Origin of the sequence: Pseudalkalibacillus sp. Hm43 (genome assembly GCF_051842935.1) — a bacterium.
Taxonomy (GTDB): domain Bacteria; phylum Bacillota; class Bacilli; order Bacillales; family Fictibacillaceae; genus Pseudalkalibacillus.
Window position 1 is genome coordinate 34,544 of record NZ_JBPXRR010000004.1, and the last position, 14,977, is coordinate 49,520.

29 protein-coding genes are annotated in these 14,977 nt (G+C 44.2%); all 29 read left to right on the top strand.

Annotated features, from left to right (window positions below; genetic code table 11):
• The first annotated feature begins 46 nt into the window (after positions 1-46).
• The 29 genes from tuf (at position 47) to rpsM (ending at position 14,959) form a co-directional block, all read left to right on the top strand.
• Positions 47-1,237 (top strand): elongation factor Tu, encoded by a 1,191-nt coding sequence (gene tuf, locus ACSVDE_RS18265; RefSeq protein ID WP_439302380.1) that lies wholly within the window; start codon positions 47-49, stop codon positions 1,235-1,237.
• A 539-nt stretch (positions 1,238-1,776) separates the two neighbouring features.
• A complete protein-coding gene (rpsJ, locus tag ACSVDE_RS18270) occupies positions 1,777-2,085 on the top strand; it encodes a 30S ribosomal protein S10 (RefSeq protein WP_221569190.1) in 309 nt (102 codons plus the stop codon).
• A 38-nt stretch (positions 2,086-2,123) separates the two neighbouring features.
• Entirely contained in the window at positions 2,124-2,762 is a 639-nt protein-coding gene (gene rplC, locus ACSVDE_RS18275; protein ID WP_439302381.1) for a 50S ribosomal protein L3, read from the top strand.
• A gap of 17 nt (positions 2,763-2,779) precedes the next feature.
• On the top strand, positions 2,780-3,403 hold the full coding sequence (rplD, locus tag ACSVDE_RS18280; RefSeq protein ID WP_439302382.1) for a 50S ribosomal protein L4: 624 nt from the start codon (positions 2,780-2,782) through the stop codon (positions 3,401-3,403).
• On the top strand, positions 3,403-3,693 hold the full coding sequence (gene rplW / locus ACSVDE_RS18285) for a 50S ribosomal protein L23 (RefSeq protein ID WP_439302383.1): 291 nt from the start codon (positions 3,403-3,405) through the stop codon (positions 3,691-3,693). Before rplD ends, rplW begins: the two co-directional genes overlap by 1 nt.
• Before the next feature lie 27 nt (positions 3,694-3,720).
• Positions 3,721-4,551, top strand: coding sequence for a 50S ribosomal protein L2 (gene rplB / locus ACSVDE_RS18290; RefSeq protein WP_226552408.1), 831 nt, complete (start codon positions 3,721-3,723; stop codon positions 4,549-4,551).
• Positions 4,552-4,608: 57 nt separating this feature from the next.
• The gene (rpsS, locus tag ACSVDE_RS18295) at positions 4,609-4,887 is read left to right on the top strand and encodes a 30S ribosomal protein S19 (protein WP_439302384.1); all 279 of its coding nucleotides are present in this window, start codon (positions 4,609-4,611) and stop codon (positions 4,885-4,887) included.
• A 20-nt stretch (positions 4,888-4,907) separates the two neighbouring features.
• Positions 4,908-5,249: a 50S ribosomal protein L22 gene (gene rplV, locus ACSVDE_RS18300; protein ID WP_226552411.1), complete on the top strand. Its 342-nt coding sequence runs from the start codon at positions 4,908-4,910 to the stop codon at positions 5,247-5,249.
• Between the two features lie 3 nt (positions 5,250-5,252).
• Positions 5,253-5,912, top strand: a complete 660-nt coding sequence (gene rpsC, locus ACSVDE_RS18305; RefSeq protein WP_226552413.1) for a 30S ribosomal protein S3 — start codon at positions 5,253-5,255, stop codon at positions 5,910-5,912.
• A 2-nt stretch (positions 5,913-5,914) separates the two neighbouring features.
• Positions 5,915-6,349 carry a 50S ribosomal protein L16 gene (gene rplP, locus ACSVDE_RS18310; RefSeq protein ID WP_226552415.1) on the top strand — a complete coding sequence of 145 codons (435 nt, stop codon included), beginning with the start codon at positions 5,915-5,917 and terminating at the stop codon, positions 6,347-6,349.
• Complete coding sequence (rpmC, locus tag ACSVDE_RS18315; RefSeq protein WP_225067063.1) at positions 6,339-6,542, top strand: 50S ribosomal protein L29; 204 nt, start codon at positions 6,339-6,341, stop codon at positions 6,540-6,542. Before rplP ends, rpmC begins: the two co-directional genes overlap by 11 nt.
• A gap of 21 nt (positions 6,543-6,563) precedes the next feature.
• Positions 6,564-6,827: a 30S ribosomal protein S17 gene (rpsQ, locus tag ACSVDE_RS18320; protein WP_226552418.1), complete on the top strand. Its 264-nt coding sequence runs from the start codon at positions 6,564-6,566 to the stop codon at positions 6,825-6,827.
• Between the two features lie 47 nt (positions 6,828-6,874).
• Entirely contained in the window at positions 6,875-7,243 is a 369-nt protein-coding gene (gene rplN / locus ACSVDE_RS18325) for a 50S ribosomal protein L14 (RefSeq protein ID WP_226552420.1), read from the top strand.
• A 55-nt stretch (positions 7,244-7,298) separates the two neighbouring features.
• On the top strand, positions 7,299-7,610 hold the full coding sequence (gene rplX, locus ACSVDE_RS18330) for a 50S ribosomal protein L24 (protein WP_226552477.1): 312 nt from the start codon (positions 7,299-7,301) through the stop codon (positions 7,608-7,610).
• A gap of 26 nt (positions 7,611-7,636) precedes the next feature.
• Entirely contained in the window at positions 7,637-8,176 is a 540-nt protein-coding gene (gene rplE / locus ACSVDE_RS18335) for a 50S ribosomal protein L5 (protein WP_226552422.1), read from the top strand.
• A 21-nt stretch (positions 8,177-8,197) separates the two neighbouring features.
• On the top strand, positions 8,198-8,383 hold the full coding sequence (gene rpsN / locus ACSVDE_RS18340; protein ID WP_225067067.1) for a 30S ribosomal protein S14: 186 nt from the start codon (positions 8,198-8,200) through the stop codon (positions 8,381-8,383).
• Between the two features lie 30 nt (positions 8,384-8,413).
• A complete protein-coding gene (rpsH, locus tag ACSVDE_RS18345; protein ID WP_226552424.1) occupies positions 8,414-8,812 on the top strand; it encodes a 30S ribosomal protein S8 in 399 nt (132 codons plus the stop codon).
• Positions 8,813-8,843: 31 nt separating this feature from the next.
• Positions 8,844-9,383, top strand: coding sequence for a 50S ribosomal protein L6 (rplF, locus tag ACSVDE_RS18350; protein ID WP_439302385.1), 540 nt, complete (start codon positions 8,844-8,846; stop codon positions 9,381-9,383).
• Between the two features lie 32 nt (positions 9,384-9,415).
• Positions 9,416-9,778, top strand: coding sequence for a 50S ribosomal protein L18 (gene rplR / locus ACSVDE_RS18355; protein ID WP_439302386.1), 363 nt, complete (start codon positions 9,416-9,418; stop codon positions 9,776-9,778).
• Between the two features lie 21 nt (positions 9,779-9,799).
• A complete protein-coding gene (gene rpsE, locus ACSVDE_RS18360; RefSeq protein ID WP_439302387.1) occupies positions 9,800-10,300 on the top strand; it encodes a 30S ribosomal protein S5 in 501 nt (166 codons plus the stop codon).
• Positions 10,301-10,313: 13 nt separating this feature from the next.
• Positions 10,314-10,502: a 50S ribosomal protein L30 gene (gene rpmD / locus ACSVDE_RS18365; RefSeq protein WP_226552433.1), complete on the top strand. Its 189-nt coding sequence runs from the start codon at positions 10,314-10,316 to the stop codon at positions 10,500-10,502.
• Between the two features lie 33 nt (positions 10,503-10,535).
• Positions 10,536-10,976, top strand: coding sequence for a 50S ribosomal protein L15 (rplO, locus tag ACSVDE_RS18370; protein WP_439302388.1), 441 nt, complete (start codon positions 10,536-10,538; stop codon positions 10,974-10,976).
• The gene (gene secY, locus ACSVDE_RS18375) at positions 10,976-12,265 is read left to right on the top strand and encodes a preprotein translocase subunit SecY (protein WP_439302389.1); all 1,290 of its coding nucleotides are present in this window, start codon (positions 10,976-10,978) and stop codon (positions 12,263-12,265) included. The genes rplO and secY overlap by 1 nt, the downstream gene beginning before the upstream one ends.
• 72 nt (positions 12,266-12,337) lie before the next feature.
• The gene (locus ACSVDE_RS18380; protein ID WP_439302390.1) at positions 12,338-12,988 is read left to right on the top strand and encodes an adenylate kinase; all 651 of its coding nucleotides are present in this window, start codon (positions 12,338-12,340) and stop codon (positions 12,986-12,988) included.
• Positions 12,988-13,734: a type I methionyl aminopeptidase gene (gene map, locus ACSVDE_RS18385; RefSeq protein ID WP_439302391.1), complete on the top strand. Its 747-nt coding sequence runs from the start codon at positions 12,988-12,990 to the stop codon at positions 13,732-13,734. The genes ACSVDE_RS18380 and map overlap by 1 nt, the downstream gene beginning before the upstream one ends.
• Before the next feature lie 17 nt (positions 13,735-13,751).
• The gene (locus ACSVDE_RS18390; protein ID WP_226552443.1) at positions 13,752-14,072 is read left to right on the top strand and encodes a KOW domain-containing RNA-binding protein; all 321 of its coding nucleotides are present in this window, start codon (positions 13,752-13,754) and stop codon (positions 14,070-14,072) included.
• The gene (gene infA, locus ACSVDE_RS18395; protein WP_093073147.1) at positions 14,065-14,283 is read left to right on the top strand and encodes a translation initiation factor IF-1; all 219 of its coding nucleotides are present in this window, start codon (positions 14,065-14,067) and stop codon (positions 14,281-14,283) included. Before ACSVDE_RS18390 ends, infA begins: the two co-directional genes overlap by 8 nt.
• A 175-nt stretch (positions 14,284-14,458) precedes the next feature.
• The gene (gene rpmJ / locus ACSVDE_RS18400; RefSeq protein WP_003322638.1) at positions 14,459-14,572 is read left to right on the top strand and encodes a 50S ribosomal protein L36; all 114 of its coding nucleotides are present in this window, start codon (positions 14,459-14,461) and stop codon (positions 14,570-14,572) included.
• A 21-nt stretch (positions 14,573-14,593) separates the two neighbouring features.
• Complete coding sequence (rpsM, locus tag ACSVDE_RS18405) at positions 14,594-14,959, top strand: 30S ribosomal protein S13 (RefSeq protein ID WP_226552446.1); 366 nt, start codon at positions 14,594-14,596, stop codon at positions 14,957-14,959.
• The last annotated feature ends 18 nt before the right edge of the window (positions 14,960-14,977 follow it).

Genomic DNA, 14,977 nt, shown 5'->3' on the forward strand with positions numbered 1-14,977 from the left:
ACAAATAAAACTAAACCATTTTCATATTTAAAGGAGGAACATACTCATGGGTAAAGAAAAATTCGATCGTTCCAAAGACCACGTTAACATTGGTACAATTGGACACGTTGACCATGGTAAAACTACACTAACTGCTGCGATCACTACAGTACTTCACAAGAAGTCTGGTAAAGGTGAAGCTCGTGCATACGACCAAATCGACGGTGCACCAGAAGAGCGTGAGCGTGGAATCACAATCGCGACAGCACACGTTGAGTACGAAACTGACAACCGTCACTATGCTCACGTTGACTGCCCAGGACACGCTGACTACGTTAAGAACATGATCACAGGTGCTGCACAAATGGACGGCGGAATCCTTGTTGTTTCTGCTGCTGATGGCCCAATGCCACAAACTCGTGAGCACATCCTTCTATCTCGTCAAGTAGGTGTACCTTACCTTGTTGTATTCATGAACAAGTGTGACATGGTAGACGACGAAGAACTACTTGAACTAGTAGAAATGGAAGTACGTGACCTTCTTTCTGAGTACGACTTCCCTGGTGACGATGTACCTGTAATCAAAGGTTCTGCTCTTAAAGCTCTTGAAGGAGACGCTGATTGGGAAGCTAAAATCTTTGAACTAATGGATGCGGTTGATGAGTACATCCCAACTCCAGAACGTGACCACGACAAGCCATTCATGATGCCAGTTGAGGACGTATTCTCAATCACTGGACGTGGAACAGTTGCTACTGGTCGTGTTGAGCGTGGTAAGGTTAAAGTTGGAGACGAAATCGAAATCCTTGGTCTTACTGAAGAGCCTAAGAAAACTACAGTAACTGGTGTAGAAATGTTCCGTAAGCTTCTTGACTACGCTGAAGCTGGTGACAACATCGGTGCACTACTTCGTGGTGTATCCCGTGAAGACATCGAGCGTGGACAAGTTCTTGTTCAACCAGGAACAGTTAAAGCTCACACTAAGTTCAAAGCTGAAGTTTATGTTCTATCAAAAGAAGAAGGTGGACGTCACACTCCATTCTTCGCTAACTACCGTCCTCAGTTCTACTTCCGTACTACGGACGTAACTGGAACAATCGCGCTTCCAGAAGGAACTGAAATGGTAATGCCTGGCGACAACATCGAAATGACTGTTGAACTAATCGCGCCAATCGCGATCGAAGACGGTACTAAGTTCTCTATCCGTGAGGGTGGACGTACTGTAGGTGCTGGTGTCGTTTCAACAATCATCGAATAGTCGATAGATTATTGAGATCAAAAGCACTCCTTTCGGGGAGTGCTTTTTTCTATTGATGAAAAGAGTGTGGAATTTGGCGTTTTCTAAAACGATTCCTCGTTTTTACAAAACACCTGTGGTTTTTTCTAAAACTCCACCCGAATTTTCTAAGACCGCACTCTGTTTTTTTAAAACCTCAACTCATTTTTCTAAAACACCCATTCACCACCTACACAAATCGCCTCAAAACATAGCCTGCGCAACGTAAAATCACCACTTGCCCTCAACAATATTTTTCCAACCGCGAAATTTATCATATAACCCAAAAAAACCTTGCAAAACATAGGCGAAACCTTTATAATTGTTCAAGTGTGGCTGAAACATTATTGTTCTGGAGATGTTGCAAAACCCTTGCAACTCTAGTATAATCAGTAATGTTGGCCATCTAGCGATGAAGTAGAAGGTTGCGGACACACCCGGCCCCTTTGCCATGGCGGGAACGTTCGGTAAATTTCTACTGAGAATTGTCTATATTTAATGGACGAGAAGGAGGGGAAATAATGGCAAAGCAAAAGATTCGTATTCGTTTAAAGGCTTATGATCACCGCATTCTAGACCAATCCGGTGAAAAGATCGTTGAAACTGCAAAGCGATCTGGTGCTAAGGTATCGGGACCAATCCCACTACCAACTGAAAAGTCTGTATACACAATCTTGCGAGCTGTACACAAGTACAAAGATTCTCGTGAGCAATTCGAAATGCGTACTCACAAGCGTTTGATCGACATCATCGAGCCAACGCCTCAGACTGTTGATTCACTTATGCGTTTGGATCTACCATCTGGCGTTGACATCGAAATCAAGCTATAAAACAAATTAAATTTTTCATATTTTAGGAGGTGTGACGAATGACCAAAGGAATCTTAGGTAAGAAGATCGGTATGACACAAATCTTTGCAGAGAACGGTGAAGTGATTCCAGTAACTGTTGTTGAAGCTAGTTCTAACGTTGTTCTACAAGTGAAGACAGCTGAAAACGACGGCTACGAAGCAATCCAAATCGGTTATGCTGACAAGAAAGAATCTCGTACCAACAAACCTGCAAAGGGCCATGCTGAAAAAGCAAACACAAACCCTAAGCGCTACGTTAAAGAACTTCGCGGAGTAGAACTCGGAAGTTATGAAGTTGGTCAGGAAGTCAAAGTAGATATTTTCCAGGAAGGCGACAGTGTAGACGTCACTGGAACATCAAAAGGTAAAGGATTCCAAGGTGCAATCAAGCGACACGGACAATCTCGCGGACCGATGACTCACGGTTCTCGTTACCACCGTCGTCCTGGTTCAATGGGTGCTGTTGACCCAATGCGCGTATTCAAAGGTAAAAAACTACCTGGACGTATGGGCGGCAAGACAGTTACTGTTCAAAACCTTGAAATCGTTAAGGTCGACACAGACCGTAATCTACTATTGATCAAAGGTAACGTACCTGGAGCGAAGAAGAGCTACGTTACTGTCGAATCTGCTGTTAAGGCAAAAGAAGCTAAGTAAGAAAGGAGGATACACCGGTGCCAAAAGTAACGCTATTTAACCAATCCGGTTCTGAAATCGGAGAAATCGAATTGAATGACAATGTATTTGGTATTGAGCCAAATAACCACGTGCTTTTTGAAGCTGTTGTAATGCAACAATCTTCAACTCGTCAAGGAACTCACGCTGTCAAAAACCGTTCTGCGGTACGAGGCGGAGGTCGTAAGCCTTGGCGTCAAAAAGGAACTGGCCGTGCTCGTCAAGGATCAATCCGTTCACCACAATGGGTAGGCGGTGGAACTGTATTCGGTCCAACACCACGAAGCTACAGCTACAAGCTTCCTAAAAAAGTACGTCGTTTAGCAATCAAATCTGCACTATCATCTAAAGTGCAAGAGAACAACATGGTTGTCTTGGAAGATCTTAAATTTGATGCTCCAAAGACAAAAGAAATGGCTAGTGTATTAGCAAACTTCTCTTCAGCATCTAAAACGCTCGTCGTTACAGCTGACTATAACGAATTTGCAGCTTTATCTGCTCGCAATATCCCTGGAGTAACACTGATCACTGCTGACGGTGTAAACGTCTTGGATGTGTTGAACCACGACAAGCTATTCATGACGAAAGATGCTGTAGAAAAGGTAGAGGAGGTGCTCGCATAATGGCAGACGCACGTGAAATTATCAAGCGCCCCGTTATCACTGAACGTTCTACAGAAATCATGGGTGACAGAAAGTACACGTTCGAGGTTGACCCTCGCGCGAACAAAACCCAGATCAAAAACGCAATTGAAGAGATTTTCGGTGTGAAAGTCGAAAATGTTAACACTCAAAACTATAAAGGAAAGAAGAAACGTGTAGGTCGTTACTTCGGATTCACTGCTAAGCGCAAAAAAGCGATTGTTCAGTTGACATCTGATAGTAAAGAACTCGATTTCTTCGAAGGAGTATAAACCTACTCGTAAAGGAGGGACCGTAAAATGGCTATCAAAAAGTATAAACCAACAACAAATGGTCGTCGTCACATGACGTCATCTGATTTTAGTGAAATTACAACAGACCAACCCGAAAAGTCGTTGTTAGCGCCACTTAGCAAAAAAGCTGGACGTAACAACCACGGGCGTATTACTACTCGTCACCAAGGTGGAGGCCACAAGCGTAAGTATCGTATCATCGATTTCAAACGTGACAAAGATGGAATACCAGGGCGCGTTGCTACGATCGAATATGATCCGAACCGTTCTGCAAACATCGCACTAGTCCACTATGCTGACGGAGAAAAACGTTACATCCTTGCAACTAAAGGTATGGCAGTAGGACAAGAAGTAATGTCAGGACCAGACGCGGACATCAAGAATGGTAACGCAATGGCTCTTAAAGATATCCCAGTGGGTACAACAATCCACAATATCGAAATGAAGCCTGGTCGCGGAGGACAGCTTGTACGTTCTGCAGGTGCTGAAGCACAACTTCTAGGTAAAGAAGAGCGTTACGCACTAGTACGTCTTCGTTCTGGAGAAACTCGTCGTATCCTATTGACTTGCCGTGCGACAATCGGTCAAGTAGGAAACCTTGAGCACGAATTGATCAACATCGGTAAAGCTGGACGTTCTCGCTGGTTAGGTAAGCGCCCTACAGTTCGTGGTTCTGTTATGAACCCTAGTGATCACCCACACGGTGGTGGTGAAGGACGCGCGCCAATCGGACGTAAGTCACCAATGTCACCTTGGGGCAAACCAACTCTTGGTTACAAGACTCGTCAGAAGAACAAGCCAAGTGACAAGTATATTGTACGTCGTCGTAAAAAATAACGGGATTGAACTACGGTTCAAACGAACCGTAGCGCAATCGCGAAGGGAGGTACTAGAATGGGTCGTAGTTTGAAAAAGGGACCTTTCGTAGATGACCATCTAATGAAAAAAGTTGAAGCACAAGGTGAAACCAACGACAAGAAAGTCATCAAGACTTGGTCTCGTCGATCTACTATTTTTCCACAGTTCATCGGACACACAATTGCCGTTTATGACGGACGTAAGCATGTGCCAGTGTACGTGACAGAAGACATGGTCGGACACAAGTTGGGAGAATTCGCTCCAACACGTACGTACAAAGGCCACGCTGCTGATGATAAGAAAACAAGACGTTAACAAGAGAGGAGGTACTCGGAATGGAAGCTAAAGCTGTTGCAAAACAGGTTCGAATTGCTCCTCGTAAAGCTCGCCTAGTCGTCGATCTCATTCGAGGAAAGGAAGTTGGAGAAGCGATTGCGATCTTGCGTCATACGCACAAAGGTGCATCTCCAATTGTAGAAAAGGTGTTGAACTCTGCGATCGCAAATGCAGAACACAACTACGAAATGGAGCCTAACAACCTTGTAATCAAAACCGCTTATGTTGATGAAGGTGTAACATTGAAACGATTCCGCCCACGTGCTATGGGTCGTGCAAGCCGTATCAACAAACGCACAAGCCACATCACAATCGTGGTATCAGAAAAGAAGGAGGGATAAATCGTGGGTCAAAAAGTAAATCCAGTAGGTCTTCGTGTCGGCGTCATCCGTGACTGGGAATCAAAATGGTACGCAGACAAAGACTACGCAGATCTATTACATGAAGACATCAAAATTCGTGAATACATTGAAACTCGCTTGAAAGACGCTGCAGTATCTGCAGTTGAAATCGAACGTGCAGCAAACCGTGTAAACATCACAGTTAAAACTGCTAAGCCAGGAATGGTCATCGGTAAAGGTGGTTCTGAAGTCGAAGCACTTCGTAAATCCCTGAACGACTTGACTGGTAAGCGAGTTCATGTCAATATCTTTGAAATCAAACAAGCTGATCTTGATTCTAAACTTGTTGCTGAAAACATTGCTCGTCAACTTGAGAACCGTATTTCATTCCGTCGTGCAATGAAACAGACAATCCAACGTGCAATGCGCGCAGGTGCGAAAGGTATTAAAACGGAAGTATCAGGACGTCTTGGTGGCGCTGATATCGCTCGTTCTGAATCTTACAGCGAAGGAACTGTTCCGCTTCACACGCTTCGTGCAGACATCGACTATGGAACTGCAGAAGCAGACACAACTTACGGTAAATTGGGAGTTAAAGTCTGGATCTATCGTGGTGAAGTCCTTCCAACGAAAGGAACGAAACAAGAGGAAGGAGGAAAATAATTATGTTGATGCCAAAACGTGTTAAATATCGTAGAGAACACCGTGGTAAAATGCGCGGACGCGCTAAAGGCGGCCAAGAAGTCGCTTTCGGTGAATACGGTCTACAAGCAGTAGAAGCGTCATGGATCACAAACCGCCAGATCGAAGCAGCTCGTATCGCGATGACGCGTTACATGAAGCGTGGCGGTAAAGTATGGATTAAAATTTTCCCTTCTAAGCCTTACACAGCGAAGCCTCTAGAAGTCCGAATGGGTTCTGGTAAAGGTGCTCCTGAAGGATGGGTAGCAGTTGTAAAGCCTGGGAAAATCATGTTTGAGGTAGCTGGAGTATCAGAGGAAGTAGCTCGTGAAGCTCTTCGTCTTGCATCTCACAAGCTTCCAATCAAAACGAAATTTGTAAAACGCGAAGAAGTGGGTGGTGACACAAATGAAAGCTAATGATTTCCGTAATTTAACCACTGCAGAAATCGAACAGAACGTTAAAACTCTTAAAGAAGAGCTATTCAACCTTCGCTTTCAATTAGCAACTGGCCAATTAGAAAACCCTGCCCGCATTCGTGAAGTCCGCAAAGCCATTGCACGTGCAAAGACTGTATTGCGCGAACGTGAGCTCGGAATTACGAACGCCTAAATTGAAGGGAGGACTTAAAAAATGAGCGAACGCAACCAACGTAAAGTATATGTAGGTCGTGTGGTATCCGACAAAATGGATAAGACGATCACAGTACTAGTTGAAACTTATAAAAATGACCAATTGTACGGAAAGCGCGTTAAGTACTCTAAGAAGTTCAAGGCGCACGATGAGAACAACACCGCTAAAATGGGTGACATCGTTCGAATCATGGAAACTCGTCCATTGTCTAAAGACAAGCGTTTCCGTTTAGTAGAAGTGGTAGAAGAATCCATCATTATCTAATAAAAGTTTCGGATCGATACTTTCAGTCCGAAAGGAGGTACACGTAAATGATTCAACAAGAATCCCGTTTAAAAGTTGCTGACAACTCTGGAGCTCGTGAACTACTAGCGATCAAGGTCCTCGGTGGATCTGGACGTAAGTATGCAAACATCGGTGATATGATTGTGTGTTCTGTTAAATCTGCAACACCAGGCGGCGTTGTTAAGAAGGGTGACGTTGTACGCGCGGTTGTCGTACGTACTAAGCGCGGTGTGCGCCGTCCAGACGGATCTTACATCCGCTTTGACGAGAACGCTGCAGTCATCGTACGTGATGACAAGAGCCCAAGAGGAACACGTATTTTCGGACCAGTTGCACGTGAACTACGTGACAACCAATTCATGAAAATCGTTTCACTAGCGCCAGAAGTACTCTAATAATTGAATTTCAAGCATTGTCTTGTAAGGAGGTGCGCAAGCCGCTATGCCTAAAATGCACGTGAAAAAAGGCGATAAAGTTCAAGTTATCTCAGGTAAGGATAAAGGGAAGCAAGGTGTGATCCTTCAAGCATTACCAAAGGAAAACCGTGTGATCGTTGAAGGAGTGAACGTCGTTAAAAAACACGCTAAACCTTCTCAAGATAATCCACAAGGTGGAATCCTTAATGTTGAAGCTTCAATCCACGCTTCTAACGTTATGCCGATTGACCCTAAGTCTGGAGAACCTACACGCGTAGGTCATGAAGAAAAGGACGGAAAGAAAGTACGAGTTGCTAAAAAATCAGGGGAAGCTCTTGATAAATAAGCAAAGGTGAAAGGAGGTTACCTAGAATGAATCGTCTACAAGAAAGATACAAGCAAGAAATCGTTCCTTCTCTACAAGAGAAGTTCGAATATAGCTCAGTAATGCAAGTACCAAAAATCGATAAGATCGTAATCAACATGGGACTAGGAGATGCTGTTTCCAACGCGAAGGCACTTGACGTTGCAGTTGAAGAATTGACTGAAATCGCTGGTCAAAAGCCGGTTGTTACGAAAGCGAAGAAATCCATCGCTGGATTCAAACTTCGTGAAGGTATGCCAATCGGTGCGAAAGTTACATTACGCGGTGAGCGTATGTACGATTTCCTAGACAAACTAATCAGCGTTTCTCTTCCACGTGTACGTGACTTCCGTGGTATTTCTAAGAAATCATTCGACGGTCGTGGAAACTACACACTTGGTGTGAAAGAACAGCTTATTTTCCCAGAGATCGATTATGATAAGGTCAACAAAGTGCGCGGTATGGATATCGTTATCGTAACTACTGCAAACTCAGACGAAGAGGCTCGTGAACTACTTACTCAAGTAGGTATGCCATTCCAAAAATAATGAGCCAAAGGAGGGAAAACTGTGGCGAAAAAATCAATGATCGCTAAACAAAAGCGTAAGCAGAAGTTCAAAGTACAAGAATACACTCGTTGTGAACGCTGCGGACGTCCGCATTCCGTAATCCGTAAGTTCAAGCTTTGCAGAATTTGTTTCCGCGAACTTGCATATAAAGGTCAAATCCCTGGCGTCAAAAAAGCTAGTTGGTAAACCCCGTTGACGGGAAGGAGGTAATTAGTAATGGTCATGACAGATCCAATTGCAGATATGTTAACTCGCATTCGTAATGCGAACACTGTAGGTCACGATAAATTAGAGGTTCCTGCATCCAAGCTAAAGAAAGAGATCGCAGAAATCCTTAAGAGCGAAGGCTTCGTACGTGACGTAGAGCTAATCGAAGATAACAAGCAAGGTGTTATCCGTATTTTCTTAAAGTATGGTCCAAACAACGAACGTGTTATTACGGGCCTTAAGAGAATCAGTAAGCCTGGTTTGCGTGTCTACGCGAAAGCTTATGAGGTACCACGTGTACTTGGTGGACTAGGAATTGCTCTAGTTTCTACATCAAAAGGAATTATGACAGACAAAGACGCTCGTAACCAACAAGTTGGCGGAGAAGTCTTAGCATACGTTTGGTAATAAAAGAAAGAAAGAATGGAGGTGCAGCTGAATGTCTCGTATTGGTAACAGAAGATTACAAATTCCAAGCGGCGTAACCGTCGAGAACAAAGGTAACAACGTCGTTACTGTTAAAGGACCAAAAGGTGAATTGACTCGCTCTTTCAGTCCAGATATGAAAATCAACATCCAAGAAAACGAAGTGACATGTGAGCGTCCAAGTGAGCACAAAGATCACAAAGCGCTTCATGGAACAACTGTTAGCTTGATCGACAACATGATCCACGGTGTTTCCAACGGATACGAAAAGTCTCTTGAACTAGTCGGTGTCGGATATCGTGCAAACAAATCTGGTAACAAACTAGTCTTGAACGTTGGATACTCTCATCCAGTGGAAATCGTTCCTGAAGAAGGAATCGAAATCGAAGTACCTGCGAATACGAAAGTAATCGTCAAAGGTATCGATAAAGAACGTGTTGGTGCTGTTGCAGCGAATATTCGCTCTATTCGTCTTCCTGAACCGTATAAAGGGAAAGGTATCCGTTACGAAGGAGAATATGTTCGTCGTAAGGAAGGTAAGACTGGTAAATAGTAACGTAAGATTACGGAAAGGAGTGGCGTAGGATGATTACAAAGCCTGATAAAAATGTTGCGCGTAAGAAACGACATGCTCGTGTACGCCGTAGTATTTTCGGAACAGCAGAACGTCCTCGCTTGAACGTATTCCGTTCATCTAAGCACATCTACGCTCAGTTGATCGACGATGAAAACGGAGTAACGTTAGCGTCTGCTTCTACAATGGATAACGATGTAGAAGTTGAGAATGGCGGAAATGTTGAAGCTGCTAAGAAAGTCGGCGAAGCAATCGCAAAGCGCGCAGTTGAAGCTGGACACAAAGAAGTCGTATTCGACCGCGGTGGATATATCTATCACGGACGTGTCAAAGCATTAGCTGACGCAGCTCGCGAAGCAGGACTACAATTTTAATAGAAGGAGGGAAACTCAATCATGCGTGCAATCGATCCAAACAAACTAGAACTTGAAGAACGTGTTGTTACCGTTAACCGTGTTGCAAAGGTTGTTAAAGGTGGACGTCGCTTTCGTTTTGCTGCGGTTGTGGTAGTAGGAGATAAAAACGGTCATGTTGGATTCGGTACTGGTAAAGCACAAGAAGTACCAGAAGCGATCCGCAAGGCAATTGAGGATGCAAAGAAAAACTTAGTAACTGTACCGATCGTTGGTACAACACTTCCTCACCAAATCAACGGACGTTATGGAGCAGGGAACGTATTATTGAAGCCTGCATCTGAGGGTACAGGAGTCATCGCTGGAGGACCTGTACGTGCGGTACTAGAGTTGGCTGGAGTTGGTGACATCCTTTCTAAATCACTAGGATCAAACAACCCGATCAACATGGTCCGTGCAACAATCGAAGGACTAAAAAATCTCAAAAAAGCTGAAGATGTTGCGAAGCTACGCGGCAAATCAGTTGAAGATCTATTAGGTTAAGGAGGGAATTTGAATGGCTAAGAAATTAGAAGTCACCCTCACTCGTAGTTTAATTGGTCGTCCGGAAAATCAACGTGTTACAGTGAAGACACTAGGATTGCGTAAGATGCACCAAACAGTCGTACACGAAGACAACGAAGCGATTCGTGGTATGGTGAACAAAGTGTCTCACCTTGTAACAGTTAAAGAAATCAACGCTTAATAAGACGATATAAATCATGAGGAGGTGCCGATAATGAAACTTCATGAACTAAAGCCATCTGAAGGTTCTCGTCGCGAACGCAATCGTGTTGGACGTGGAATCGGATCAGGTAACGGTAAAACAAGTGGACGTGGACACAAGGGGCAAAACGCTCGTTCTGGCGGCGGAGTACGCCCAGGATTCGAGGGTGGACAAAACCCACTTGCACGTCGTTTGCCAAAACGTGGATTCACAAACCCATCTCGCGTCGAGTATGCGGTCGTGAACCTAGAAACGTTGAACCGTTTTGAAGAGGGTACAGAAGTAACCCCTGAACTTCTTCTTGAAACTGGCGTAATCAGCAAGTTGAAAGACGGAGTGAAGATTCTTGGAAACGGGAAACTAGAAACGAAGTTGACTGTCAAAGCTCACAAGTTTTCTGCTTCTGCGAAAGAAGCAATCGAAGCAGCGGGCGGAAACACTGAGGTGATGTAATGTTCCGTACAATCTCCAACATTATGCGCGTAAGTGATATAAGAAATAAAGTGTTATTCACACTAGCAATGCTTGTCATCTTCCGGATCGGAACATTCATTCCAGTCCCGAATGTAGACAAGACAGTACTTGATTTTCAAAATCAAATGAACGTATTCGGATTCCTGAATACGTTTGGTGGCGGAGCCCTGCAAAACTATTCCATTTTTGCAATGGGTATCATGCCATACATCACAGCATCAATCATCGTCCAGTTGTTACAGATGGATGTTGTGCCGAAGTTCACCGAATGGTCGAAGCAAGGTGAGGTAGGGCGTCGTAAGCTTGCTCAATTCACTCGATATGGTACGATTGTTCTTGGATTCGTCCAGGCAATCGGAATGTCTATCGGATTCAACAACTTGTTTCCAGGACTTATTCCAAACCCGAATGTCGCGACTTACCTGATGATTGCTTTGATCCTTACGGCAGGTACTGCGTTCTTGATGTGGTTGGGTGAACAGATTACAGCTCATGGAGTAGGAAACGGTATTTCAATTCTGATCTTTGCTGGTATCGTTGCAGCTGTACCAGGTGCAGTGAACCAGTTCTACGCTCAACAATTTGAGGGTACGGAACAGACATTGTTCATCGGTATCGTAAAAGTCCTACTTATTGCGCTTGCAGTCATTGCATTGACTGTATTCGTCATCTTCATCCAACAAGGTCTCCGTAAGATACCGATCCAATACGCGAAGCGTGTTGTGAACAACAAGCCGGTTGGAGGACAGCAAACGCACCTTCCAATCAAGGTGAACGCTGCAGGGGTAATTCCAGTCATCTTTGCAATCTCACTGATCATCGCACCACCAACGATTGCGGGATTCTTTGATGAGAATGCAGTGACTCGATTTATCACACAGACTTTTGATTATACAACGCCGGTGGGAATGATCGTTTATTCGGCCTTGATCATCGGATTCACGTATTTCTATACATTCGTTCAGGTCAATCCTGAGCAAATGGCAGAGAACTTGAAGAAACAAGGTGGATACATTCCAGGAATCCGTCCAGGAAAGAACACGGAAACGTACATTGTGCGAATCCTTTATCGTCTGACGTTCGTCGGAGCGATGTTCTTGGCACTTGTTTCGATCCTGCCGATCTTTTTCATCAAGTTCGCGGGTCTTCCACAATCGCTACAAATCGGCGGAACGAGTCTATTGATTGTGGTCGGTGTTGCACTTGATTCTATGAAACAAATTGAAAGCCAATTAATTAAACGTCATTATAAAGGCTTCATCAAATAAAAAGAGAAACGGGGATCCAACGTATTCCCCTTCTCTTGACAATGTACGTTTGTGACCGTATGGAGGGATTAGATGAATCTAGTACTCATGGGTCTGCCAGGTGCCGGAAAGGGAACCCAGGCTGCCAAGATCGTTGATAAATATGGTATCCCCCATATCTCAACAGGTGACATGTTCCGAGCTGCGATTAAAGAAGGAACCGAATTAGGTATAAAAGCCAAGTCCTACATGGATGCTGGTAACCTTGTACCTGACGAGGTCACGATTGGGATCGTCGACGAGCGATTGAACAAAAGTGACTGTAAGGACGGTTTCCTGCTTGATGGGTTTCCTCGGACAGTCGCACAGGCTGAAGCGCTTGAGAATATCCTTTCCAAAAGCGAGCGTTCAATCGACTACGTTCTGAACATCGATGTCGATAAAGAACAGTTGATGGAACGATTGTCTGGCCGCAGAATCTGTAAACAATGTGGAGCGACATATCATGTGATATTCAATCCACCTTCACAAGAAGATGTTTGTGATAAGTGCGGTGGGGAACTTTATCAGCGCGAAGATGATAACGAAGAAACAGTCAAAACAAGGCTTGAAGTGAATATCGAACAATCGAAGCCGCTGCTCAAGTTTTATGAACAGAAAGGCTATCTCCGTAACATCGACGGAAACCGGGATATCGATGAGGTATTTGTAGATATCGATCGACTCCTTGGAGGGTTGAAGTAATGATCATTTCAAAGACACCGCGCGAGATTGATATCATGCGTGAGGCTGGAAAGATTGTTGCTCTGACTCATAAAGAACTCCAGAAGCACATCAAGCCGGGAGTGACAACGAAAGAGCTCGACAAGATTGCAGAAGAATTCATTCGCAGTCACGATGCAATTCCTTCTTTTAAAGGCTATAATGGTTTTACAGGAAGTATATGTGCATCGGTAAATGAAGAACTCGTTCACGGCATTCCTGGAAAGAAAGTGCTAAAAGATGGAGACATCATTTCCATTGATATCGGTGCGAAATATAACGGATATCATGGTGACTCAGCTTGGACTTACGGTGTCGGAGAAATCTCCGATGAGAACCAACATCTTTTAGAGGTAACCGAACAATCGTTATATAAAGGTCTTGCAGAGGCAAAACCTGGAGAAAGACTCACGAACATCTCCCATGCGATTCAATCGTATGTTGAAGCAGAGGGCTTTTCGGTAGTACGTGAATACGTCGGCCACGGAGTCGGACAAAATTTGCACGAGGATCCGCAAATCCCCCACTTTGGACCGCCGGGAAAAGGGCCGAGGCTTAAACCAGGTATGGTTCTTGCCATCGAGCCGATGGTAAACGCAGGATCACGATATGTTCGAACACTAGCAGATAATTGGACCGTCGTTACGCAAGATGGTAAGAATTGTGCGCATTTCGAGCATACCATTGCCATTCTTGAAGATGGTTATGAAATCTTAACGAAAGCCTAAAATGAAGGTGATAAATGGTGAGTGAATCCGAACCGGTACCGCAAATTGGACAATTCGTTCATATCTTGCGGGGGCGGGACGCTGGTCAAATCAATGTAATAGTGGGTATCGTGGACGAGAAGTTTGTCCTCATTGCTGACGGTGATAAACGGAAATATGACCGAGCTAAAAAGAAGAACATCAATCATCTTGAGCTGTTTCAATATATTTCGCCCGAAGTAAAGCGAAGCATCGATGAAACAGGACGTGTAACAAACGGTAAATTGCGTTTCGCCGTGTCGAAATTCTTGAATGATCAAGCAAATACGCTTGAGAAGGGAGAACAAATCGATGGCTAAAGAAGATGTAATCGAGGTTGAAGGTACCGTTATCGAGCCCCTGCCGAACGCTATGTTCCGTGTGGAGCTTGAGAATGGTCACAAAATCTTAGCTCACGTTTCTGGTAAGATTCGTATGCATTATATTCGCATTCTGCCAGGCGATAAAGTAACTGTAGAATTGTCTCCGTACGATCTATCGCGTGGTCGTATCACGTATCGTTACAAGTAAGACAATTCCATGTTAAAATAGCCTAGCGCTTGTTTGAAGGTGTATGAATTAGCCCAAACTGTAGTGAGTGAAACGGTTAAGCGAATTGAAGTGCCTCGCTCAATAGGATTTTCGATTATTGTCGTCGAAGTCAGCACAATTTTGTGCAAGTCCGTGGCATAAGGAGGTATTTAGGATGAAGGTAAGACCATCAGTCAAACCAATCTGCGAAAAATGTAAAGTTATTCGTCGTAAAGGAACCGTAATGGTAATTTGCGAAAACCCGAAGCATAAACAAAAACAAGGTTAAGAACAGGAGGTGCACTAATCAATGGCACGTATTGCAGGAATCGATATCCCTCGTGACAAACGAGTTGTGATTTCACTAACGTATATCTATGGAATCGGTAAATCTACTGCTCAGGAAATCCTTGCAGAAGCTGGTGTTTCTGAAGAGACTCGCGTACGCGACCTGACAGAAGAAGAATTGACTAAAATCCGTGATATCGTTGACCGCTTCAAAGTTGAAGGTGATCTTCGTCGTGAAGTTTCCCTTAACATCAAGCGTCTAATCGAGATCGGAAGCTACAGAGGTATCCGTCACCGTCGTGGTCTTCCAGTTCGCGGACAAAAGACTAAAAACAACTCTCGTACACGTAAAGGTCCACGTCGTACAGTAGCGAATAAGAAGAAATAGTAAGGGAGGTTAACACAC